The 23,229-nt window shown below is 68.2% G+C and carries 22 protein-coding genes and 1 tRNA gene; 17 read left to right on the top strand and 6 right to left on the bottom strand.

Translation table 11 applies throughout. The features are described 5' to 3' along the window. Positions 1-35 precede the first annotated feature (35 nt). The 7 genes from glmM (at position 36) to AC4GY7_RS14840 (ending at position 6,940) form a co-directional block, all read left to right on the top strand. A complete protein-coding gene (gene glmM, locus AC4GY7_RS14870; protein ID WP_491115511.1) occupies positions 36-1,388 on the top strand; it encodes a phosphoglucosamine mutase in 1,353 nt (450 codons plus the stop codon). Next, positions 1,388-1,612, top strand: a complete 225-nt coding sequence (locus tag AC4GY7_RS14865; protein WP_491115509.1) for a DUF1272 domain-containing protein — start codon at positions 1,388-1,390, stop codon at positions 1,610-1,612. Before glmM ends, AC4GY7_RS14865 begins: the two co-directional genes overlap by 1 nt. 344 nt (positions 1,613-1,956) lie before the next feature. Continuing rightward, a complete protein-coding gene (gene thiD / locus AC4GY7_RS14860; RefSeq protein ID WP_491115507.1) occupies positions 1,957-2,736 on the top strand; it encodes a bifunctional hydroxymethylpyrimidine kinase/phosphomethylpyrimidine kinase in 780 nt (259 codons plus the stop codon). After that, a complete protein-coding gene (rnhB, locus tag AC4GY7_RS14855; RefSeq protein WP_491115505.1) occupies positions 2,724-3,404 on the top strand; it encodes a ribonuclease HII in 681 nt (226 codons plus the stop codon). Before thiD ends, rnhB begins: the two co-directional genes overlap by 13 nt. A 175-nt stretch (positions 3,405-3,579) precedes the next feature. Continuing rightward, a complete protein-coding gene (locus AC4GY7_RS14850) occupies positions 3,580-4,728 on the top strand; it encodes a site-specific DNA-methyltransferase (RefSeq protein WP_491115503.1) in 1,149 nt (382 codons plus the stop codon). A gap of 169 nt (positions 4,729-4,897) precedes the next feature. Beyond that, positions 4,898-5,953, top strand: coding sequence for a dihydropteroate synthase (gene folP, locus AC4GY7_RS14845; protein WP_491115501.1), 1,056 nt, complete (start codon positions 4,898-4,900; stop codon positions 5,951-5,953). A gap of 105 nt (positions 5,954-6,058) precedes the next feature. Then, positions 6,059-6,940: a bestrophin family protein gene (locus tag AC4GY7_RS14840; RefSeq protein ID WP_443585205.1), complete on the top strand. Its 882-nt coding sequence runs from the start codon at positions 6,059-6,061 to the stop codon at positions 6,938-6,940. 5 nt (positions 6,941-6,945) lie between these two features. On the opposite strand, the gene AC4GY7_RS14835 is transcribed toward AC4GY7_RS14840, so the two are convergent. After that, positions 6,946-8,367 (bottom strand): sigma-54-dependent transcriptional regulator, encoded by a 1,422-nt coding sequence (locus AC4GY7_RS14835; protein WP_443585339.1) that lies wholly within the window; start codon positions 8,365-8,367, stop codon positions 6,946-6,948. A gap of 155 nt (positions 8,368-8,522) precedes the next feature. Between AC4GY7_RS14835 and AC4GY7_RS14830 the strand changes: the two genes are divergently transcribed. The 8 genes from AC4GY7_RS14830 to AC4GY7_RS14795 all read left to right on the top strand — a co-directional run bounded on the left by AC4GY7_RS14830 (position 8,523) and on the right by AC4GY7_RS14795 (position 13,448). Next, positions 8,523-8,645, top strand: a complete 123-nt coding sequence (locus tag AC4GY7_RS14830; RefSeq protein WP_491115498.1) for an aa3-type cytochrome c oxidase subunit IV — start codon at positions 8,523-8,525, stop codon at positions 8,643-8,645. Between the two features lie 8 nt (positions 8,646-8,653). Then, positions 8,654-9,775, top strand: a complete 1,122-nt coding sequence (locus AC4GY7_RS14825; RefSeq protein ID WP_491115496.1) for an NAD(P) transhydrogenase subunit alpha — start codon at positions 8,654-8,656, stop codon at positions 9,773-9,775. Between the two features lie 2 nt (positions 9,776-9,777). Continuing rightward, positions 9,778-10,023 (top strand): type II toxin-antitoxin system HicA family toxin, encoded by a 246-nt coding sequence (locus AC4GY7_RS14820; protein ID WP_443585208.1) that lies wholly within the window; start codon positions 9,778-9,780, stop codon positions 10,021-10,023. Further along, positions 10,020-10,235 carry a type II toxin-antitoxin system HicB family antitoxin gene (locus tag AC4GY7_RS14815; protein ID WP_443585209.1) on the top strand — a complete coding sequence of 72 codons (216 nt, stop codon included), beginning with the start codon at positions 10,020-10,022 and terminating at the stop codon, positions 10,233-10,235. Before AC4GY7_RS14820 ends, AC4GY7_RS14815 begins: the two co-directional genes overlap by 4 nt. Positions 10,236-10,246: 11 nt before the next feature. Continuing rightward, on the top strand, positions 10,247-10,546 hold the full coding sequence (locus tag AC4GY7_RS14810) for an NAD(P) transhydrogenase subunit alpha part 2 (RefSeq protein ID WP_254289026.1): 300 nt from the start codon (positions 10,247-10,249) through the stop codon (positions 10,544-10,546). 111 nt (positions 10,547-10,657) lie between these two features. Continuing rightward, positions 10,658-12,178, top strand: a complete 1,521-nt coding sequence (locus tag AC4GY7_RS14805) for an NAD(P)(+) transhydrogenase (Re/Si-specific) subunit beta (protein ID WP_491115493.1) — start codon at positions 10,658-10,660, stop codon at positions 12,176-12,178. Positions 12,179-12,324: 146 nt separating this feature from the next. Beyond that, the gene (locus tag AC4GY7_RS14800; protein ID WP_491115491.1) at positions 12,325-13,308 is read left to right on the top strand and encodes a MarR family winged helix-turn-helix transcriptional regulator; all 984 of its coding nucleotides are present in this window, start codon (positions 12,325-12,327) and stop codon (positions 13,306-13,308) included. Positions 13,309-13,372: 64 nt separating this feature from the next. Further along, a tRNA-Val gene (locus AC4GY7_RS14795) sits at positions 13,373-13,448 on the top strand. Positions 13,449-13,489: 41 nt separating this feature from the next. Here AC4GY7_RS14795 and AC4GY7_RS14790 read toward each other — a convergent pair. From AC4GY7_RS14790 to AC4GY7_RS14775, 4 genes are read right to left on the bottom strand one after another with little or no spacing between them, the layout of a single operon-like run. After that, the gene (locus AC4GY7_RS14790; RefSeq protein WP_491115489.1) at positions 13,490-15,238 is read right to left on the bottom strand and encodes a histidine kinase famiy protein; all 1,749 of its coding nucleotides are present in this window, start codon (positions 15,236-15,238) and stop codon (positions 13,490-13,492) included. A gap of 52 nt (positions 15,239-15,290) precedes the next feature. Then, entirely contained in the window at positions 15,291-17,390 is a 2,100-nt protein-coding gene (locus AC4GY7_RS14785) for an ATP-binding protein (protein WP_491115487.1), read from the bottom strand. 4 nt (positions 17,391-17,394) lie between these two features. Next, positions 17,395-18,879, bottom strand: a complete 1,485-nt coding sequence (locus tag AC4GY7_RS14780) for an ATPase domain-containing protein (protein WP_491115485.1) — start codon at positions 18,877-18,879, stop codon at positions 17,395-17,397. A 36-nt stretch (positions 18,880-18,915) separates the two neighbouring features. Then, a complete protein-coding gene (locus AC4GY7_RS14775; protein ID WP_443585215.1) occupies positions 18,916-19,869 on the bottom strand; it encodes a LysR family transcriptional regulator in 954 nt (317 codons plus the stop codon). Between the two features lie 128 nt (positions 19,870-19,997). On the opposite strand from AC4GY7_RS14775, the gene AC4GY7_RS14770 reads away from it, so the two are divergent. Beyond that, complete coding sequence (locus tag AC4GY7_RS14770) at positions 19,998-21,050, top strand: NAD(P)-dependent alcohol dehydrogenase (RefSeq protein WP_491115482.1); 1,053 nt, start codon at positions 19,998-20,000, stop codon at positions 21,048-21,050. Positions 21,051-21,221: 171 nt separating this feature from the next. Beyond that, a complete protein-coding gene (locus tag AC4GY7_RS14765) occupies positions 21,222-22,412 on the top strand; it encodes a PQQ-dependent sugar dehydrogenase (protein WP_491115480.1) in 1,191 nt (396 codons plus the stop codon). 12 nt (positions 22,413-22,424) lie between these two features. Here the strand turns inward: AC4GY7_RS14765 and map are convergent, their stop codons facing one another. Then, positions 22,425-23,195 (bottom strand): type I methionyl aminopeptidase, encoded by a 771-nt coding sequence (gene map, locus AC4GY7_RS14760; protein WP_491115478.1) that lies wholly within the window; start codon positions 23,193-23,195, stop codon positions 22,425-22,427. Positions 23,196-23,229 lie beyond the last annotated feature (34 nt).

The following is a 23,229-nucleotide window of genomic DNA, read 5'->3' as shown; positions in this document are numbered from 1 at the left end:
GGACGGAAGCGGCATAGCGGAACGGATCGCAGGCAATGGCAAGGAAATATTTCGGCACCGACGGCATTCGCGGCGCCACCAATGCTGGCGCGATGACCGCCGCGATGGCGATGAAGGTCGGCATGGCGGCCGGCGCCTATTTCCAGCGCGGCGACCACAAGCATCGCGTGCTGATCGGCAAGGATACGCGCCTGTCGGGCTATATGCTCGAATCGGCGCTGGTCGCGGGTTTCACCAGCGTCGGCATGGACGTGGTCATGGTCGGCCCGCTGCCGACGCCGGCGGTGGCGATGCTCACCCAGTCGATGCGTGCCGACATCGGCGTGATGATCTCGGCCAGCCACAACCCCTTCGCCGACAACGGCATCAAGCTGTTCGGGCCGGACGGCTACAAATTGTCGGACGATGCCGAACTCACCATCGAGCAGTTGATCGACGGCGCCGATTCGGGTGACGTCCCGCTCGCCCCATCGGCGCAGATCGGCCGCGCCCGCCGCATCGACGACGCGCAGGGCCGCTACATCCATTTCGCCAAGGCGACCTTCCCCGAAAACCTGCGCCTCGACGGCCTGCGCATCGTCATCGATTGCGCCAACGGCGCCGCCTACAAGGTCGCGCCCGCGGCGCTGTGGGAACTCGGCGCCGACGTGGTCGCGATCGGCGTCATCCCCAACGGCACCAACATCAACGCCGGCGTCGGCTCCACCGCGCCGCAGACGCTGTCGGAAACGGTGGTGGCGTCGGGCGCCGACATCGGCATCGCGCTGGATGGCGATGCCGACCGGCTGATCGTCGTCGACGAAAAGGGCCGGGTGGTCGACGGCGACCAGCTGATGGCGACGATCGCGGCGGGCTGGGCACGCGCCGGGCGGCTGGCGGGCGGCGGCCTCGTCGCCACCGTCATGTCCAACCTCGGCCTCGAACGGCACCTCCGCTCGCAGGGCCTCGGCCTCGTCCGCACCGCGGTCGGCGACCGCTACGTGCTCGAAAAGATGCGCGGATCGGGCTACAATGTCGGCGGCGAACAATCGGGCCACATCATCCTGTCGGATTACGGCACCACCGGCGATGGCCTCGTCGCCGCGCTACAGGTCCTCGCCGAACTGAAGCGGTCGGGCGCCCCGGCCAGCGAGGTGCTGCACCGCTTCGAGCCGCTGCCGCAATTGCTCAAGAACGTCCGCTTCTCGGGCGGCAAGCCGCTCGAAGCGGAGTCGGTCAAGCAGGTGATCGCCGCTGCCGAGGCGGAACTGTCCGGCACCGGCCGCCTCGTCATCCGCCCCTCCGGCACCGAGCCGGTGATCCGCGTGATGGCGGAGGGCGACGACGCCCGCCAGGTCGAGACGCTGGTCGACCGCATCTGCGACGCGGTGCGCGAGGCGGCCGCCTGATGCTGGCGATGCGCCCCGACTGCGAACGCTGCGGCGCCGACCTGCCCGCCGACAGCCCCGGCGCGTTCATCTGCTCGGTCGAATGCACCTTCTGCACGACCTGCGCCGACGACCTCGACGAACGCTGCCCCCATTGCGGCGGCGAACTCCTCGACCGCCCCACCCGCACGGCCAAGACGCTGAAGGCGCACCCGGCGGACACCCGGCGCCGCTTCCAGAGCTGACGCACTTCCCGTCATCCCGGCGAACGCCGGGATGACCAAGGCGGGTTCACGCAAAGACGCGAAGACGCAAAGAGCGCTCGCCCGTTGCCGCGGCAGCTCTCTCCAACGCCCAACGCAAGACACGGGGATGAAGACCACACCTGCCGCAAGCGCAGCCTCTTCGCGCCTTCGCGTCTTCGCGCGAACAATCAGCCCTCTGTCCTACGCCCCCCGCTTTGTGCCATGGAGGAAACCATGGCTCACCCCACCAGCCAAACCCCCGCCACCGCAGACGCCCGAACCCCCTGCAAAGGGCGATTCCGACGCGCACGTAGTGTAAACTTCGCCAACTTCCGGACCCACCCATGATCCCCCGTGTCCTCATCATCGCCGGGTCCGATTCGGGCGGCGGCGCCGGGATCCAGGCGGATATTAAGACCGTCACCATGCTCGGCGGCCACGCCATGACCGCGATTACCGCGATCACCGCGCAGAATACGCTGGGCGTGCAGGCGGTGCATGCCATCCCTGTGGATATGGTCGTCGCGCAGATGATGAGCGTGATCGACGATCTCGGCATCGATGCGGTGAAGATCGGCATGATCGGCTCCGCCGCCACCGCGCAGGCGGTCGCCGACCTGCTCGAGGCGCTCGACGTGCCGATCGTCTTCGATCCCGTCATGGTCGCGACCAGCGGCTCGGTGCTGGCCGACGCAGCGACGATCTCCGCCTTCGACCGGTTGATGGCATGCGCCGCGGTCGTCACGCCCAACCTGCCCGAACTCTCCGCGCTCGGCGGGGAGGCGGCGGTGCGCGCGAAGGGCGCGGCGTTGCTGGTCAAGGGCGGCCATGCCGACGGCGACCGGATCGAGGATCGGTTGATCGCCGCCGACGGGACGGAGGCGGTCTGGACCCATCCGCGCATCGTCACCCGCCACAGCCATGGCACCGGCTGCACGCTCGCCAGCGGCATCGCGACCGGCCTCGCCGAAGGGCTGGACCTCACCGACGCCGTGGGGCGGGCCATCGCATACGTGCAGGCGGCGCTTGCCGCGGCCCCCGGCCTTGGCGCAGGGCATGGCCCCATGGGACACACGCTGGGCGTCACGCCCTTTGCCGCACTGACCGCCCGATGCCCGGCCTGAAGCACGAAAAGACCTGCCTGCCCCCCGTCGCCGGGGTGGACGAGGCGGGGCGGGGGCCGCTCGCGGGGCCGGTGGTCGCCGCCGCCGTGGTGCTGCCCGCCAGGGGCATTCCGCGCGGCATCGACGATTCGAAGAAGCTTTCCGCCGCCGAGCGGGCGCGCCTGTGCGGTCTCATCCAGACCCGCGCCGTCTGGGGCCTCGGCGTGGTCGAGCCGGCCGAGATCGACACGCTCAACATCTATTGGGCGACGATGAAGGCGATGACGCTCGCCGTCGAGGCGCTGGTCGCGAAGCTGGGTTGCGATCCCGGCCATGTGCTGGTCGACGGCAATCGCCTGCCGCGCTGGTCCTGGCCCGCCACCGCCATCGTGTCGGGCGATGCGCACAGCCTGTCGATCGCCGCCGCCTCGGTCGTCGCCAAGCATACGCGCGATGCGCTGATGCTCGATCATGCCGCCACCTGGCCGCAATACCATTGGCATTCGAACAAGGGCTATGGCTGCAAGCACCATCTCGCCGCCCTCGCCGAGCACGGCCCGACGCCGATCCACCGCCGCAGCTTCGCCCCCGTCGCCGCCGCCTTTGCCCGAATCACGCCGCCATATTCCCACGATGCGGCCGCCGGTCCGCTGTTCCACCCGGTCGGCCCGCACCAATCGCCGGCATGAGTCTTTTGAGTCACACCCCCAAGGCTGGGGGCAGCCCGCGAATCGGCCTCCCCATATCTTGCGCGCAAGAGGGCATGGCCGGCCGCGTTAACCCGATCGCAATTCCCCTCGTTAACCATTGCCGACTTGACGCGAGTCCGGTGTTTGGCGCGAATAGGCGGGCAAGGGGGACATGATGTCGGTTATCGAGAAGGTCAGGCAGCCGCGGGTCGCGGCGCGCAAGGATGGACTGACGCCGGCACCGGCGCCGGTGCTGCCGCTCGACACGATCCTGCGCGGCGACTGTATCGCGATGATGCGGGCGCTGCCCGACAAGTCGGTCGACATGATCTTCGCCGATCCGCCCTATAACCTCCAGCTCGGCGGCGAGCTGTTCCGGCCCGACGGCAGCCACGTCGATGCGGTCACCGACGATTGGGACAAGTTCGATACCTTCGCCGCCTATGACGCCTTCACCCGGGCCTGGCTCGCGGAAGCGCACCGCATCCTCAAGGATGACGGCACGATTTGGGTGATCGGCAGCTATCACAACATCTTCCGCGTCGGCGCGGCGGTGCAGGACCTCGGCTATTGGATCCTCAACGACATCGTCTGGCGCAAGGCCAATCCGATGCCCAACTTCCGCGGCACCCGCTTCACCAATGCGCATGAAACGCTGATCTGGGCGGCAAAGGGCGAAGGCGCCAAATACACCTTCAACTACCGCAGCATGAAGACGCTCAACGACGAGTTGCAGATGCGCTCGGATTGGGAATTCCCGATCTGCGGCGGGCAGGAACGGCTCAAGAAGGGCGGGGTGAAGGTCCACCCGACCCAGAAGCCCGAGGCGCTGCTGTATCGCATCCTGCTCGCCTGCACCAAGCCGGGCGACGTGGTGGTCGATCCCTTCTTCGGCACCGGCACGACGGGCGCCGTCGCCAAGCGCCTGGGGCGCCGCTGGATCGGCATCGAGCGCGAGGGCGATTATATCGAAGCCGCGCAGGAGCGGATCGCCGCGGCGCTCCCCCTCGACGAATCGGCCCTGTCGACGATGCAGAGCCCGCGCCAGCAGCCCAAGGTCGCGTTCGGCGTGCTGGTCGAGAACGGGTATTTGACGCCCGGCGCGGTGCTCACCGACGCCAGGCGCCGCTTCCGCGTCACCGTCCGCGCCGACGGCAGCCTGCTGTCCGACTGCGGCGCCGCCGGCTCGATCCACAAACTGGGCGCCACGCTGCAAGGCGCCCCCGCGTGCAACGGCTGGACCTTCTGGCACCACGAGGGCGAAGGCAAGCTCCAGCCCATCGATACGCTGCGCCAGACGTATCTCCTGGCCACGCAACCCTAAAATCCTCCCCGGCACGGGGAGGGGACCGCGCCGAAGGCGTGGTGGAGGGGGCTCTCCACAAGCGAGATCGCCCTGTGGAAGCCCCCCTCCGTCAGCTTCGCTGCCACCTCCCCGTTCCGGGCAGGATTGAAGCCTTGCCATGTTGGACCCAACCGGGGACACACCGGCGATGACCCTCCACCTGCGCCCCGTCCAGTTCGTCGACACGCCCGTAACCCACGCCGACGATACGGTCGCGCGCCTCGCCGGCGGCCTGCAATGGTTCGCCGCCTATGAGGTGATCGCGGACGGCCGCCGCCGCACCGTGCCCGTCACGGACGTCGCCACGCTCGGCGACCGCGCCCAGGCCCTCCACGCCGCGATCACCGCACCGCGCGCACCGCTTCACCTGGGCGAGCGCATCCTCCGCCTCGACCAGCCGCTGGTCGCCGGCATCCTCAACGTCACGCCCGACAGCTTCTCCGACGGCGGCCAGCACCATGCCGATCCGCACGCCGCCGCCGCCGCCGGCGTCGACATGGCGGCGGCCGGCGCGGCGCTGGTCGATCTCGGCGGCGAATCAACACGGCCGGGCGCGGCGCAGGTGTGGGAGGGCGACGAGATCGCCCGCATCGTCCCCGTCACCGAACGTCTCGCCCGCAGCGGCACCCCCGTCTCGATCGACACGCGCAAGGCAGCGGTGATGGAGGCGGCGCTCGCTGCCGGCGCCAGCCTCGTCAACGACGTCTCCGCCCTGCTGTGGGACGATCGCGCGCTGGAGGTGGTGGGGCGCGCCGGCTGCCCCGTCGTCCTGATGCACTCGCCCGATCCCAGGGAGGGCGGCCACGCCCGCACCGGCTATCGCGACGTCCTGACCGAGGTGTTCGACTGGCTGGAGGCGCGCATCGCCGCCGTCGCCGCGGCCGGCATCGATCGCGGGCGGATCATCGTCGATCCCGGCATCGGCTTCGGCAAGACGCTCGCCGAAAATCTCGCGCTCATCAACGGGCTGGCGATCTTCCACGGCCTCGGCTGCCCGATCATGCTCGGCGCCAGCCGCAAGCGGATGATCGGCGCCCTCGACAACGAGGCACCGGTAACGGCCCGCCTCGGCGGCAGCCTCGCCCTCGCCCTCAAGGGAGCGGAGGCGGGCGTGCAGCTGCTCCGCGTCCACGATGTCGCGGCCACCGTCCAGGCGCTGAAGATATGGCGCGGCCTGCGCGACCGCGCGCTGGTCGGCGGATAAGTACGCCGTCCCGGGGATAAAGTCCGGAACGGCAACGTTTTGCAACGCAGCAATTGCGCGACGGATAAGTTGAGCGGCTACATCGCGGTCCGACAAAGAGGCAACATGATCGTCAGTTCCACCCCCCGCCTGCGCCAGATCATCTCAGAGGTCTGGAAGCCGCTCACCATCCTGTTCGTCTGGGACGTCGCGGTCACCGTCACCTATTACGTCCTGCCGTTCAAGGCGCCGTCGCTGCCGCTCACCCTCTTCGGCTCGGTGCTGGCGCTGTTCCTCGGCTTTCGCAGCAATTCCGCCTATGAACGCTGGTGGGAAGGGCGCTCGCTGTGGGGCCTGATGATCAACGCCTCGCGCAACCTCAGCCGCGAAGCGCGCAATTTCCTGCCCGCCGAGGCGCTCGATCTGAAGCGCACGATCGTCCTGCGCCAGATCGCCTATGTGAACGCGCTGCGCTGCCAGCTGCGACGCCAGCCGGTCGATGACGAGGTGCTGCGCTACCTGTCGCATGGCGAGGCGACGCCGTCGCTCGCGCGCACCAACATCGCCAACGGCCTGCTCGACGGCACCGGCCGCCGCATCGACGATGCGCGCCGCCAGGGCTGGATCGACACCATCCAGCAGACGCAGATGGAATCGGTGCTGGTCGATATCGCCAATTCGCAAGGCGGCATGGAGCGGCTGAAGAACACGCCGCTGCCCAACCAATACCGCTTCCTGCCCTCGCTGTTCGTGCACATCTTCTGCGTGCTGCTGCCGATCGGCCTGGTCGAGACGCTGGGCTTCGCGACGCCGCTCGGCTCGACGCTCGCCGGCCTGATGTTCCTCGCCGTGCTGGCAATCGGCGACGATCTGGTCGATCCGTTCGCCAACACCGTCCACGATCTGCCGCTGTCGGCGATGTGCCGGACGATCGAGATCGATCTGCTCCAGTCGATCGGCGACGAAGCGCCGCCGCCGCTGAAGCCGGTGAAGGGAATCCTTTGGTAGCGGCGTCAAGCGGCCGCGTTGTCGATGCCGAGTTCGCCCAGCTTGCGGTACAGCGTCGAGCGGCCGATCCCCAGCCGCCGTGCGACCTCGGTCATCCGCCCGCGATAGTGACCGATGGCGAGGCGGATCACATCCGCCTCGATGTCCTCGAGCGGGCGCAGGTTGCCGTCCGGCCGGAACAGGGTGACGCCGGCGCCCGATGCGGGCGTCGATCCGACCAGCCCGGGCCGGCGGTCGCCCAGCGCGGCGATCTGCGGGAAATCGGCACGGGTCAGCGCCGCGCCCTCGCACAGCACCGCCGCGCGGAACAGCGCGTTCTGCAACTGGCGGACGTTGCCCGGCCAGTCATATTGCACCAGCAGCGCCAGCGCATCGTCGGTGATGCCGAGCGATCGCAGCCCCGGCTGCTGCGCGATCCGGGCGAGCAGGTGCCGGGCCAGCGCCGGCACGTCGCCCAGCCGCTCGCGCAAGGGCGGGATCGTCACCTGCACCACGTTCAACCGGTAGAACAGGTCTTCGCGGAACCGGCCCGCCTCCACCTCTTCGAGCAGCTTCTTGTTGGTCGCGGCGATCACGCGCACGTCGACCTCGCGGGCATGGCGCGCCCCGATCGGCTGGATCTCGCCCGATTGCAGCACGCGCAGCAACTTGACCTGCGTCTCGAGCGGCATCTCGCCGATCTCGTCGAGCAGGATGGTGCCGCCGTCGGCATCGGCGAACTTGCCGATCTTGCGTTCGAAGGCGCCGGTGAACGCGCCCTTCTCGTGCCCGAACAATTCCGATTCGACGAGGTTGGCGGGAATGGCGCCGCAATTCACCGTCACCATCGCCTTCTTGGCGCGCGGGCTGGCGGCGTGGATCGCATCGGCGACCACTTCCTTGCCGACGCCGCTCTCGCCCTCGACCAGCACCGGCACCCGCGCCCGCGCCGCCTTGGCCGCGATCGCCAGCGCCGCGCGGAAATCGGGCGACGACCCGACGATCTCGTCGAAGGCGAGCAGCGCCGGGATCTTCTCGGTCAGCGGTCGCAATTCCCCCGCCGCGGTGCCGGCGACCGCCGCCTCCAGCGCAGCGAGCAGCCGTTCCGGCGCCAGCGGCTTGACCAGGAAATCGGTCGCGCCCGCCCGCATCGCCGCCACGGCATGCGCCACCGATCCGTTGGCGGTCAGCATCAGGATGGGGAGGGCAGGGCGCCGCTCGCGCAATTCGGCGATCAGCGGCGCCGCATCGGCATCGGGCGTCCAATGGTCGAGCAGGATGGCATCCAGCTGCATCCCGTCCTGCGTGCCGAGCTGCGCCAGCGCCATCTCGCCGTCGGCGGCGAAGATCGATCGCCAGCCGGCGCGGGCCGCCAGCGCGGACACCAGCCGACGCTGCGCGGGTTCGTCGTCGATCAGCAGAAGCAGCCGCTGGCCATTGCGCGTCATAATTATTCCCGTCCCGGTTCGGGGCAGGTGATACAGTGCGCCGGTAAAGGCGGACTTAAGCGGCGACACGGATCGCTTGCCTTGACGGCGGCGCGGCTTTGCGGGCAGGTAACCGCCAACGATGGCGCATGCCTGACGCAAGCAGGGGTTGGATGATGGCCGGCAACGGTGACATGAAGGCGCATGTGGCGACCTATTCGAGCGTGACCGCCATGATGAAATGGGGCACGGTCGCCTGCGCGATCATCGCCGTGTTCGTAATCTGGCTGATCGCGTAAGCGCAGACATGAAGATCGCCGTCCTCAAGGAACATGCCGACGGCGAGAGGCGCGTGGCCGCCACGCCCGAAACCGTAAAGAAATTCGCCGCGCTGGGTGCGAGCGTCGCGGTCGAGGCGGGGGCGGGGAGCGCCGCCACCTACGCCGATCAGGCCTATGCCGATGCCGGCGCCGCCGTCGGCGATCGCACGGCGACGCTGGCCGGCGCGGATATTGTCCTCGGCGTGCAGGGCCCCGATCCTGCCAGCCTCGCCGGTGCGGCGCAGGGCGCCTGGATCGTCGCCGGGCTCAATCCCTTCGGCGATCGTGCCCGCGTCGATGCCTATGCCGCGGCGGGCTATGAAGCACTGGCGATGGAGTTCATGCCGCGCATCACCCGCGCGCAGTCGATGGACATCCTGTCCTCGCAATCCAACCTCGCCGGCTACAAGGCGGTGCTCGACGCCGCGGCGGAATATGGCCGCGCCTTTCCGATGATGATGACCGCGGCCGGCACCGTCTCCGCCGCCAAGGCGTTCGTGATGGGCGTCGGCGTCGCCGGATTGCAGGCGATCGCCACCGCGCGGCGGCTGGGCGCGCAGGTGTCAGCCACCGATGTCCGCTCGGCGACGCGCGAACAGATCCAGAGCCTCGGTGCCAAGCCGATCTTCGTCGAGAATGTCGCGGGCATCGAGGGCGAGGGGGCAGGCGGCTATGCCGGCGAGATGAGCGACGCCTACAAGGCGGCGCAGGCCGAGCTGGTGTCCGCCCACATCGCCAAGCAGGACATCGTCATCACCACCGCGCTGATCCCCGGCCGTCCCGCGCCGCGCCTCATCAGCGACGCGCAGGTCGCCAGCATGAAACCGGGCAGCGTCATCGTCGACCTCGCGGTCGAACAGGGCGGCAACGTCGAGGGCGCAGTCGCAGGCGAGATCGTCGAACGGCACGGCGTCAAGATCGTTGGCCATCGCAACGTCGCCGGCCGTCTGCCCGCCGATGCTTCGGCGCTGTTCAGCCGCAACCTCTACAATTTCCTCTCGACCTTCTGGGACAAGGAACAGGGCAGGCCGGTGCTGGACGCCGAGATCGGCGATGCCGTGCGGCTGACCAGCCAGGGCCAGGTCGTCAACGCGCGGCTGCTCGCCTGACGGTGGATGCGGATGCGCTTCTCGAACGCATGCGGCACGTGCCGCGCGACTGGCGCATCGCAGACATTGAAAGGGTGTGTGACGCCTTCGGCATCGCTTGCACGCCGCCGCGGAAGGGGTCACATTACAAGGTGAAACATCCGTCGATGCCGCTGATCCTGACCATACCGGCGCATCGACCGATCAAGCCCGTCTATATCCGCGAACTGGTCAGGTTTGTGGACGCGGTCCGGGAGCAGCACGCATGAACCCTCAGGATTACGAAGTCGATATCGTGCCGCTGACTCACAGCGACGGCGGCGGGTTCGCAGCGATCGTGCCGGAACTGCCGGGCTGTCGATCCGATGGCGAGACGCCGCAGGAGGCATTGGACAATGCGTATGACGCGGTGCGTTGCTGGCTCGAAGCGGCTGAGGAGATGGGCCGCACGGTGCCGCAGCCGCGGCGGCTTGCAGCATAAAGGAGACGGTGATGGACTTCGTTGCGATCCTGTCGATATTCGTGATGGCGTGTTTCGTCGGCTATTACGTCGTCTGGTCCGTCACCCCGGCGCTGCATACGCCGCTGATGGCGGTGACCAACGCGATCTCCTCGGTCATCATCGTCGGCGCGCTGATCGCCGGCGCGGCGGCGGGCAGCGCCTCTTCGAAATGGCTCGGCCTGCTCGGCGTGGTGCTCGCCAGCATCAACATCTTCGGCGGCTTCGCGGTCACCAGCCGCATGCTCGCCATGTACAAGAAGAAGGACCGGCCGGCACCGGCCAAGCACTGAACGACGAAACACTAATGCGTCACCCCAGCGAAGCCTGGGGTCTCATGCCACGGGAATATGCCCGCGGAGAAAGATCCCAGCGTTCGCTGGGATGACGGACAGGGGGACAGGATGGAACACGCAACCGCCGGCAGCTCGTTCGCGGCGCTCGCCTATCTGATCGCCGGGGTGTGCTTCATCCTCGCCCTGCGCGGCCTGTCGTCGCCGACCTCCAGCCAGCGCGGCAACCGCTTCGGCATGATCGGCATGACCATCGCCGTCGTGACGACGCTGGTGACGCATGTGCCGCTGCAGGCCGTGGGGCTGGTGCTGACCGACGCCTCGGGCGTAGTCGCCTCGACGGGGCCGTTGTTCGCGCGGATCGACTTCGTGACCATCGTCGAAATCCTCGCCGCGATCGGTATCGGCGCGGTCATCGGCATCACCACCGCCCGCCGCATCGCGATGACCGCGATGCCGCAGCTCGTCGCCGCCTTCCACAGCCTCGTCGGCCTGGCGGCGGTACTGGTCGCGTGCGCCGCCTATCTGAACCCGGTCGCCTTCGGCATCGCCGACATGGTCATTCCGATGATCGGCCAGCCGTTCGCCGCGATCCATCAGGTCAGCCGGATCGAGATGGGCCTCGGCGTCGCGATCGGCGCGATCACTTTCTCGGGCAGCGTCATCGCCTTCCTGAAGCTGAACGGTAACATGGGCGGCAAGCCGATCATGCTGCCCGGCCGCCACGTCATCAACCTGGGCGTACTCGCCGCGATCCTGCTGCTGGTGGCGTATTTCACGCAGGATCAGAGCCCCTGGGTGTTCTGGACGATCACGATCCTCTCCTTCGCGATCGGCTTCCTGCTCATCATCCCGATCGGTGGCGCCGACATGCCGGTCGTGGTCAGCATGCTGAACAGCTATTCGGGCTGGGCGGCGGCGGCGATGGGCTTCACGCTGCATAACAGCGCGATGATCATCACCGGCGCGCTAGTCGGGTCCTCGGGCGCGATCCTCAGCTACATCATGTGCCGCGCGATGAATCGCAGCTTCATCAGCGTCATCGCAGGCGGCTTCGGCGCGGAGAGCGGCGGCGGGGGCGGCGACGGCGCCAAGGTCGACCGCCCGTGGAAGCGCGGCTCCGCCGAGGACGCCGCCTTCCTGATGAGCCAGGCCGAACAGGTCGTCATCGTCCCCGGCTACGGTATGGCGGTGGCGCAGGCGCAGCACGTGCTGCGCGAGATGGCCGACAAGCTGAAAGAGCATGGCGTCCGCGTCAAATATGCAATCCACCCGGTCGCAGGCCGCATGCCCGGCCATATGAACGTGCTGCTCGCCGAGGCGAACGTCCCCTATGACGAGGTGTTCGAGCTGGAGGATATCAACTCCGAATTCGCGCAGACCGACGTCGCCTTCGTCATCGGCGCCAACGACGTCACCAATCCCGCCGCCAAGACCGACAAGACCTCGCCGATCTACGGCATGCCGGTGCTCGACGTCGAAAAGGCGAAGACGGTGCTGTTCGTGAAGCGCTCGATGGGCGGTGTCGGCTATGCCGGCGTCGACAACGACGTCTTCTACATGGACAACACGATGATGCTGCTCGCCGACGCCAAGAAGATGGTGGAGGAGATCGTCAAGTCGCTCGATTGAACGCGGCGCGCCATAGTGATGGTAGGTCCGTTTCGGAGATGATAGGCTGCGGGGTTCATGGCGCAAACCTGCATCAGTCCCGAAATGGAGGTAACAGGGGGCGCACCTTCCCCGCCACGCCTTATCCTGCGGCCATGGGACATACGATGCTGCGCGGGCGCCGAAGCGGCGGCCCGGCGGGGGACGAGCCGATCGGTTCGGCAGGGGCATATACGACGGCGGGCCGGGCGATGCTGCTGATCGCGGCGGACATATCGGCCGCCGAGGCGGAGGCGGCGATCCGGCTGGCGGGCGGTCGTCTGCTGCAACGGATCGATTGGGGCGCCGTCGCCGCGACGCTGCCGCGGCTGGCGACCTGGCCGGTGATCGTATGCGACACCGCGGGCGTGCCGGCCGACGTGCTGGATGCCGAGCTGCCGCGGATCGCACGCTATGTCGAACAGGCGGCGGTGTCGGCGGTGATCGCGCTCTCCGCCGACCAGATCGATCTCGTCGCCGCCCACGTCCTCGGCAGCCACGCGGTCCTGCTGTGCGATCCGACCCCAGCGGATCGCGTGGTCGCGCTCGCCGCCGCTGCCCGCGTGCACGCACCGATGCTCCACGACACGCTGCACGAGGAGAACGACCGCGAGCGGCTCCAGCGCCTCAATAACGAGGTCGCGCACATCGCCCGGCTGCTCGCCGGCCTCGCCGGCCCCGCACCGGCATCGGCCATGCCGCGAGAAATCGCCGACCGCCGCCGCGGTTTCGAAAGCGAACCCGCCGTCCGCACGCAGGCGGTCAGCGCGCAGGAGGTTCGCCACATGATCCAGCTGCGCCGCCTGCGCGCCAAATTCTTCGGACAGTTCATCGGCGACGGATTGTTCGAGGATCCGGCCTGGGACATGCTGCTCGACCTGTTCGCCGCCGAACTGGAGGGAACGCGGGTCAGCGTCTCCAGCCTGTGCATCGCCGCCGGCGTCGCGCCGACCACGGCGCTGCGCTGGATCGCCAAGATGTCTGACATGGGGTTGTTCGTCCGCCACCCCGACCCGGTCGACCGCCGCCGCGCCTTCATGGCGCTGGCACCGCGCGCCAGCGAGGCGATGCGCAGCTATATGGTCGCCGCACGCAAGGCCGATCCCGCCTGATCGGATCCCCACGCCCCCTTGCGGATCGCCGCCCGCTTTGGCAGGGGAGGCGAACCCCGCGAGGGGGCGCTTAGCTCAGTTGGTAGAGCATCTCGTTTACACCGAGAGGGTCGGCGGTTCGAGCCCGTCAGCGCCCACCACCCCATCTCCGGAAACCCGACGAAGCCGATGGCGCCGCCCTTCAGGCTTCGGCAGCGCCGAAATCCGATCGTTGCCGCCGCGGGCCGCCGCTGCCGCGCCGGTTGAGCGCCTGACGCACCCGGTCGAGCAATTCGGTGCGGCGATAGGGCTTGCTCAGCACGTCGGTCGCACGCTTGCGCGGCCCGTTCACCACCAGTTCCTCGTTATAGCCGGTGGTGAGCAACACCGACACGCTCGGATCGCGTTCGATCACCGCATCGGCCAGCATCAGGCCGTTCATCCCGCCCGGCATCACGAGGTCGGTGAACAGCAGGTCGACATGATCGTCGGCATGCACCTTTTCGAACGTCTTCAGCCCCTGTTCGCCGCTGATCGCGGTAGTGACGCGATAACCGGCGCTGGTCAGGATCTCGCTCGCAATCGCCAGCACTTCCTCATTATCCTCGACGATCAGGACGTGCTCGGTATAGCCATTGGGGGGCTCGGGGGCGGCGACCACCGGCCCGCTTTCCTGCTCCTCCGCCGTCGCGGCCAGCGTCGCGCGCGCCGTCGGAAAGATCATCCGCACCGTCGTGCCGCGGCCCGCCTCGCTCTCGATATCGAGACGGCCGCCGGATTGCCGCACGAAGCCGGTCGCCATCGCAAGCCCCAGGCCCGTGCCCTGGCCCACGCCCTTGGTGGTGAAGAACGGCTCGGTCGCGCGCTCCAGCACCTCGGCCGGCATGCCGACGCCCTCGTCGCGCACCTCCAGCATGACGTAGCTGCCCGGCGCGAGTTCGCCGGCATTGTCCTCGCTCAGCTGCATCGGCAGCGTCGCGATGGTCACCACGCCGCCGTCCGGCATCGCGTCGCGCGCATTGTTGACGATGTTGAGCAGCGCCATTTCCAGCTGGTCGGGATCGACCACGACATGAGACAGGCCGCGGCGCAGGCTGAGGTGCAGCTCGACGCGCTTGCTCACCGAGCTTTCCATCACATCGCCGAATTCGGTGATGAGGTGGCTGAGGTCGATCGGCCGCGGCTCCAGCCGGGTCTTGCGCGCAAAGGCGAGCAACTGGCGGGTCAGCTTGGCGCCCCGCTCCGCCGCCGATTGCGCGGCGGCGACGTAGCGCTTGGCGCGCTCGCTCTCGGTCACCGCCGACAGCAGGTCGAGGTTGCCGTTCACCACCTGCAGCAGGTTGTTGAAATCGTGCGCCAGGCCGGCGGTCAGCTGGCCGATCGACTCCATCTTCTGCGCCTGGCGGAAGCTTTGCTCGGTGTTGCGGCGCCGCGTCACGTCGAGCTGGCTCGCGAAGAAATAGAGCAGCTTGCCGTTCACGTCATAGACCGGCCCGATGAACACCGCATTCCAGAACGGCGACCCGTCGCGGCGGTAGTTGAGCAGTTCCAGTGCGATCGACTGGCGCTGTTCCACCGCCTCGCGCAGTTCGGCGACGGCATTGCGATCGGTCTGCGCGCCTTGCAGGAACCGGCAGTTGCGCCCCAGCACCTCATGCTCTTCATAGCCGGTCAGGTCGAAAAAGGCCTTGTTGGCGAAGGCGATGGGATTGTCGTCCTGATTGGGGTCGGTCAGGATCATCGGCATCCGCGTCATCTCGATCGCGGCGAAGAACACGCTGCCGCGATCGTCCAGGCCGGGGCGGGTGATCGTGCTTTCGCGCCAGTGATGCAGGCCGGGGCGGCCGATCGGATCGTCGTGGCCGCTATCGATCGTGCCGGCTGCGGGCACACCTGCGGCCTGGCCCGTGGGGTCGACGTCCTGCGCCTGCCCGTGGTCGTCGTTCGTCATCGCCCCGCTGCATGCCGCAGGGAATAACATAAGGCAACGGTCACGCGCGGGTTCACGCCGCCATCATCTCCGCAATCTTGGCGGAAAGTGCTTCTATTGCAAAGGGTTTGGCGATCATGTCCATTCCCGTACCAAGGAATCCGGCGCGGATCGCGGCATTCTCGGCATAGCCGGTGACGAACAGGATCGGCAGTTCGGGGCGCTGCGCACGAGCGAGTTCGGCAAGCTGCCGTCCGTTCATCCCCGGCAGGCCGACGTCGGAGACGAGCAGGTCGATGCGCTGCCCGGAGCGGATGATCGGCAGCGCCGCATCGGCATCGCCCGCCTCCAGCGCGGCATAGCCCAATTCCTCCAGCACCTCACGCACCAGCAATCGGACGGACACGTCGTCCTCGACCAGCAGCACCACTTCGCCGCGGCCCTGCTGCGCCGCCACCGGCGTGCTCTCGTCCGCTGGGCCATCGGCCTCGTCCGCGATCGGCAGGTACAGCGTCACCGACGTGCCGAGCCCGACGGTACTGTGCACGCGCACCTCGCCCCCCGATTGCCGCGCGAAGCCATAGACCATCGACAGACCCAGGCCGGTGCCCTGGCCGATCGGCTTGGTCGAGAAAAACGGTTCGAACACCTTGTCCAGCACGTCGGCGGGCATGCCCACGCCGGTGTCCGACACGGCGATGGTGACGTAGCGGCCCGCCTTGAGGTCCGATCGCGGTGTCGCGTCGCGGGTGGCGAGCGCCGTCTCCACCGTCAGCCGACCGCCCTCTGGCATCGCGTCACGCGCGTTGATGACGAGGTTCAGGATCGCATTTTCCAGCTGGTTCGCATCCGCCACTGCGGCGGGCAGATCGTCCGCGGCGACGATCTCCAGCGCGATATTCTCGCGGATCGATCGCTCCAGCAGGTCGCGCAGCCCCGCGGTCAGCGCGTTGACGTCGATCGCCCGCGCATCGAGCGACTGGCGCCGGGAAAAGGCGAGCAGCCGCGCGGTCAGCGCCGCCGCGCGCTGTGCCGATGTCGCGGCGGCATCCATGAACCGTTCGAGATCGTCGGTTCGCCCCGCCGCCAGCCGACGCTTCATGATATCCATCGCGCCGATAACGCCGGTCAGCATGTTGTTGAAATCGTGCGCGATGCCGCCGGTCAGCTGGCCGACCGCCTCCATCTTCTGGCTTTGGCGCAGGGTGGCTTCGGCGCGGCTGCGGCTCGCCATCTCCGCCTCCAGTTCGGCGGTTCGTGCCGCCACCTTCTGTTCCAGCGTGCGGGCGAGATGGTCGAGTTCGCGGCTTTCGTGCTTCAGTGCGCGTTCCGACTGGGCCAGCGCCAGCTCGGCGCGCTTGCGTGCGGTGATGTCGATCACCGTGCCGATGAAGCGCACAGCCGTGCCATCGACGAAGATGCTGCCGCCCTTGGCGGCGATCCAGCGTTCGATGCCGTCCTCGATCCCGATCGTGCGATATTCGATGTCATATTCGCCGGTGCCGTCCGGATCGAGCGCCTCGCCGACCGCCGCCGCCGCCGCCTCGCGATCGTCCGGGTGCAGCCCGACGAGGAAGGTGCCATCATAGCTGACCGGAACGCCGGGCGAGACGCCGAAAAGCGCCCGGCATCGCGCATCCCAGCGCAAGGCGCCGGAGCCGGGTGCGAAATCCCATGTGCCGATGTCGGCCGCGCCCGTCGCCAGCCGCAGCCGCCCTTCGCTGTCCGCCAGTTCGGCGAGACGGTCGCGCATCTCGAACTGCTTCTGCCGCGCCCGCATCGCGGAGGCGATGGCGGTGAGCAGCGATGCCGATCCCAGCGGGCGTTCCAGCACGACGACATTGGTGATGCCGACCGGCAGGCCATGGCGGATATCCAGCGTACCCACGGCCCGTCCCTGCGACGCGCGCGCCAGCAGGATGAAGGGGATGTCGGACCAGGCGGGCTGACGCTCCAGCGCCGCGACCAGTGCGGCGCGGCCGCTCGCCAACGCCTCCTCGGTGACCAGTACCACACCGGTATCGTCGCCGATCGTCTCCGCCAGCGTCGTCAGGTCTGGCTGCGCATCGGGCAGGTAGTCATGCGCGCGCAGCAGCGCGGCGACGCTGTCCGCGTCGCGGCCATAAGGGGCGACGATGGCGACGCGATACCCTTCGCCGGCGGGCCTGTGCACGCGGTTAAGCCCGTTCTTCCATCAACGGCGCTGCCGATCCGACATATTCCGGCGTCCCCGTCAAAACCCCCTTGAACCCGGTCAGGGGCGCGCCGACCCGCACGCCGTCGCGATCGATGCGCAATTCGCGAATGCTGTCCTCATGCAGGCCCCCGCGGTTCTTGAGCACGGAGATCGCCTTCCTGATCCGGCCATCCGCCTCGAAGAACCGCAGCAGCAGCACGGCATCGGCGATGTAGGAGACGTTCAGTTCGTTCGCCATCGTCCCCACCAGCCCCTGCTGCGGGTTGATGAGGAAGGTCGCGACGTCGCGCTGGCCGAGATAGGACAACAGCTCGTGCATCTGCAGGATCAGCTGCTGCTCCTGCGGCATTGCGGCGAGATAGCCGTTCAGGCTGTCGATCACGATCATCCGGGTGCCGCGGTCCTCCACCTCGTCGCATACCGCCGCCGCGAACTCGCCGGGCGACAGCTCGGCGGGATCGACCTGCCGGATGGTGAGGCAGCCGCTGTCGATATGGCTTTGCAGGTCGATGCCGAAGGCTTTGGCGCGCAGCAGCAACGTGCCGATCCGCTCGTCGAATTGGAACACGGCGCAGCGTTCGCCGCGGGCGCAGGCGGCGTTGAGGAACTGGAGCGCGATGGTCGTCTTGCCGGTGCCCGCCGGACCGGTGATGAGCGTGCTGGTGCCGCGCAAGGGCCCGCCGCCCATCAGGGCGTCGAGCTCGGCGATGCCGCTGCCGACCGCTTCGCCGCCGAACGTGGTCACGCGGTCGGCAGCGATCAGGCGCGGATAGACATGGATGCCGCCGCGGCGGATCGCCATGTCGTGATAGCCTGCCACGAAGTCGACGCCGCGCAGCTTCTGGACCTCCAGCCGCCGCCGTGCCGCGCCGAAATCCAGCGTCAGCCGTTCCAGCGTGACGACGCCGTGACACAGGCTGTGCAGGTGCGCGTCGCGCCCCTCGGCATGGCCGGACAGGTCGTCGATCAACAGAACCGTGGTGTCGCGGCCGGCGAAGAACTGCTTCAGCGCCAGCACCTGCCGGCGGTAGCGCAGCGGGTCCTGCGCGAGCAGGCGCATTTCGGACAGGCTGTCGAACACGACACGCGTCGGGCAGACACGCTCCACCTCCGCCTCGATCAGCTGCACCGTCTGGCCGAGCTCCATTTCCCAGCTGTGCAGGATCGACTGGTCGCGTCCGTCACCCAGCACGTCGGCGGCGGAGCTGAACTCGAAGATATCGATCCCGTCCAGCGTCCAGCCGTGCGACTGGGCGACCGCCAAGATTTCCTCCTTAGTCTCCGACAGGGTGATGTAGAGCACCCGCTCGCCCTGCTTCACGCCGGCGAGCAGGAATTCGATCGCCAGCGTGGTTTTGCCCGATCCCGGTGCACCCTCCAGCAGATACAGGCGGTGGCGTGGCAACCCGCCCTTCAACACTACGTCCAGCCCCGTATTGCCGGTCGAGATCGTCGTTCCAGTCATGTGCCCCACGCGCAATCGCTCCCCGTGGCGAACGACTTAACCCGAAACCCGTGCCTCGCCAATCGCATCGGACGGGATCGGTGCGGTTGCGGCGGCATCGCCACGGTAGCGCAACGCCGCGGCGATCGCGGCGAAGGCGGGCGTCGGCTGCCGGCGGGAGGGATAATAGAGGTGGAGGCCCGCGAACGGCGGCGACCAGTCGCCCAGCATCGTCACCAGCTGCCCGCTGTCGACATAGGGGCGCACGTGGTTCTCCATCAGATAGGCGATGCCGAACCCGTCGAGAGCGGCCTGCAGGATCGGAAAGATGCTGTTGAACGTCAGCTGCCCGTCCACCCGCACGCGGAATTCGCGCCCATCCTGTTCGAACTCCCAGGGATAGATGCCGCCATAGGTCGGCAGGCGCAGGTTGATGCAGCGGTGCTGGACGAGGTCGTACGGCGTTGCCGGCATCGCCGCCGTGGCGAGATAGGCGGGCGCGGCGACCGCGATCATCCGCATCTCCGGCCCGATCGGCACCGCGATCATGTCCTTGTCGACGATCCCGCCCAGCCGCACCCCGGCATCGAAGCGGCCCGCGACGATATCGGTCAGCGCGTAATCGGTCGTCACCTCCAGCTTGATGTCGGGATAGTCGCGCAGCACGTCGCGCAGCATCGGCCACAGGTCGAGTTGCAGGGCGAGTTCGTCGGCGGTGATCCGTACCGTACCGGCCGGGCGATCGCGCAGCTCGCCTAGCGCCGCCACCTCGTCCTCGATCCCGTCGAAATGCACCGCCACCGTCCGCAGCAGCCGCTCGCCCGCCTCGGTCGGCGTGACGCTGCGCGTGGTGCGGTTGAGCAGGCGCAGGCCCAGCCGCTCCTCCAGGCCGCGCATCGCATGGCTGAGCGCGGACGGCGTGACGCCGAGCAGCGCCGCCGCGCGGGTGAAGCTGCGTTCGCGCGCGACGGTGATGAAGGTCGAAAGGTCGGCCAGGTCCTGCCGGGTCATTGTTGAATCCGGGTCATGAGTGTTTGCAGCGCATAGCGGCTAATCGGATGCAGGCGACACGCATATCTCGGGATCATGCTGCGCCGCAACGCGTTGCGCCTCACCGATCGATACAGGAACCCCCCGCGATGACCACCAAAGCCTATGGCGCCTATGCCGCCGACACGCCTCTGGAGCCGATCGAGATCGAGCGCCGCGCGCCCGGCGCGGACGACGTCGCGATCGCCATCCTTTATTGCGGCGTCTGCCACTCGGACCTTCATCAGGTCCGCTCGGAATGGGGCGGCACCATCTATCCGTGCGTGCCGGGGCATGAGATCGTCGGCCGCGTGACCGCCGTCGGCGCGTCCGTGACCAAGGTCGCGGTCGGCGACATCGTCGGCGTCGGCTGCATGGTCGACAGCTGCCGGCATTGCGCCGCCTGCGACGACGGGCTGGAGCAATATTGCGAAAACGGCTTCGTCGGCACCTACAATGGCCCGACGCCGGATGCGCCCGGTCATACCCTGGGCGGCTATTCGCAGGCGATCGTCGTCAAGGACGCGTTCGTGCTGAAGGTCGGTCACGATGCCGGGCAACTCGCCGCCGTCGCACCGCTGCTGTGCGCCGGGATCACCACCTGGTCGCCGCTCCGCCACTGGAACGTCGGCCCGGGCAAGAAGGTCGGCATCGTCGGGATCGGCGGCCTCGGCCATATGGGCGTCAAGCTCGCCCACGCGCTGGGCGCGCATGTGGTCGCCTTCACCACCTCCGAAGGCAAGCGCCAGGACGCCCTGGCACTCGGCGCCGACGAGGTCGTAGTGTCGAAAAACCCTGACGAGATGGCGCGGCATGCGAACACGTTCGACTTCATCCTCGACACCGTCGCCGCCAGCCACAACCTCGATGCGTTCACCGCCCTGCTGAAGCGTGACGGCACGCTGACGCTGGTCGGCGTGCCGGAGCACGCGCATCCCTCGCCGGACGTGTCGGCGCTCATCTTCAAGCGGCGCAGCATCGCCGGGTCGCTGATCGGCGGCATCGCCGAAACGCAGGAGATGCTCGATTTCTGTGCCGAGCACGGCATCGTCGCCGAGATCGAGATGATCCGGATGGCAGAGATCGACGCGGCCTACGAGCGCATGCAGCGCAGCGACGTGAAGTATCGCTTCGTCATCGATATCGCGACCATCGCAGACTGACGGTCCCCGTCCGCGCGCCGCATGAGGCGCGCGGACAGCCTCCGTCGGCCCTGGAGCGTCCGGCACCGCCTTGGCGAGGCGAAACGGACTGAACGCGGGGTTTACCCTTCTTGTCGCGCATCCCGCTGCAATTCCAGGCGTTTACCTGACGATCGCAGCGGGAGTGACGGCATGACGAGGCGCAATATCATCCCGGTGCTGCTGGTAATGGCGGCAAGCGGTTGCGGTGGAGAGAGCGGTGGCGAGGCACCTCCGGTCGCAGCGCCGGCGCCGACCCCCACGCCCGCCCCGGCCCCCGCGCCCAGCCCGTCGCCCACCGCCACCGCGACGCCCCCGACCACGGTGGTCGACCAGCGCGTCGTCGCGACCTTCGACAATCCCTGGGCGATGACGTTCCTGCCGGACGGGCGGATGCTGGTGACCGAAAAATCCGGCCAGTTGCAGCTGGTGACGCAGACGGGGGGCAAGACGGCGGTCGCCGGGGTGCCGCGCGTCGTCTTTTCGGGACAATTGGGGTTGCAGGATGTCGTGCTCGACCCTGGTTTCGCCACCAACAACCGCATCTGGCTGAGCTATGCCGAGCCGGCGAGTGGCGGCCAGCAACTCGCCGTCGCCCGCGCGACGCTGGTCGTCGGCGCCACGCCGCGGCTGGACGATCTGGCGGTGATCTGGCGGGCGACCCCGGCGACGACCGGCGGTCAGCTGGGCGCGCGGCTTGCCTTCGCGCCCGATGGACGGACGCTGTTCGTCAGCAGCGGCGAACGGCAGCAGGGCACGCCGGCGCAGGACCTGTCGGGCACGCTTGGCAAGATCGTGCGGATCACGCTCGACGGGGCCGCGGCCGCCGGCAATCCGTTCGCGTCCACCGCGGGCGCGCGTGCCGAGATCTGGTCGCTCGGCCATCGCAATCCCTACGGCCTGGTCTTCGCCAGCGACGGGCGCCTGTTCGAATCGGAGATGGGGCCGGCCGGCGGCGATGAATTCAACCTGATCGATCCGGGCAAGAACTACGGGTGGCCACGCGTATCGGAAGGCGACAATTACGATGGTTCGCCGATCCCCCGTCACGCCACCAATCCCGCTTACACGCCGCCATTGGTCAGCTGGACACCGGTGATCGCGCCGGGCGGCATGATCCAGTATCGGGGCAGCGCCTTTGCCGGCTGGACCGGCGACTTCCTGCTCGCCGGGCTGGTGCAACAGGGCATCGTGCGCGTCCGCGTGACGGGCAACAGCGCCAGCGAGGTCGCCCGCATCGGCCTGGGCGCCCGCATCCGCGAGGTGGAGGAAGGCCCCAACGGATCGATCTGGGTATTGCGTGACGGCAGCGGCGGCGCGCTGGTGCAACTGACCCCGCGCTGATCGGTCCGGCGGCTAACCGCGGGGTGCGGTTTCGTCCTGGCGCAACGTCAGCACCTCGACCCCGGTGGCGGTCACCGCGACGGTGTGTTCGAACTGCGCCGACAGCTTGCCGTCCGCGGTCAGCACCGTCCAGCCGTCGGGCGCGGTGTCGACCTTGCGCGTGCCCTGGTTCAGCATCGGTTCGATCGTGAACACCATGCCTTCGCGCAATGTCGCGCCGGTGCCGCGCCGGCCGAAATGCAGCACCTGCGGGTCCTCGTGCATCTCCCGGCCGATGCCGTGGCCGCAATAATCGCGCACGATGGTATAGCCGTTGCTGGTCGCATGCCGTTCGATCGCGAAGCCGATATCGCCCAGCCGCGCGCCGGGGCGGACGGCGCCGATCCCCTTCCACATCGCCTCGCGCGCCACGCGGACCAGCCGGCGGGCCGCAGGCGAGGCATCCCCGACGACATAGGTCTTGCTGGAATCGGCGATGTAGCCGTTCTTTTCGAGCGTGATGTCGAAATTGACGATGTCACCGTCAGCGATGATCGCGCCATCGTCGGGCACGCCGTGGCAGACGACCTGGTTGACTGAGCTGTTGAGCACATAGGCAAAGCCATATTGCCCCTTGCTCGCCGGGCGAGCGGCGCAGTCGACGGTGATGAACCGTTCCACCATGTCGTTGACCTGCATCGTCGACAGGCCGGCAAGGTCCTGCCGATCCAGCATCTCGAACACCGAGGCGAGCAGCCGGCCGGACTGGCGCATCAGCGCCAGTTCGTCGGGTGTCTTCACCACGTCAGGCAGCCTTTATGCATGCCGCTCCCTTACC

This window comes from Sphingomonas sp. SP5, assembly GCF_058313455.1.
Note: the sequence above shows the minus strand (reverse complement) of the source record. Positions and strands in the feature narration are given on the sequence as shown.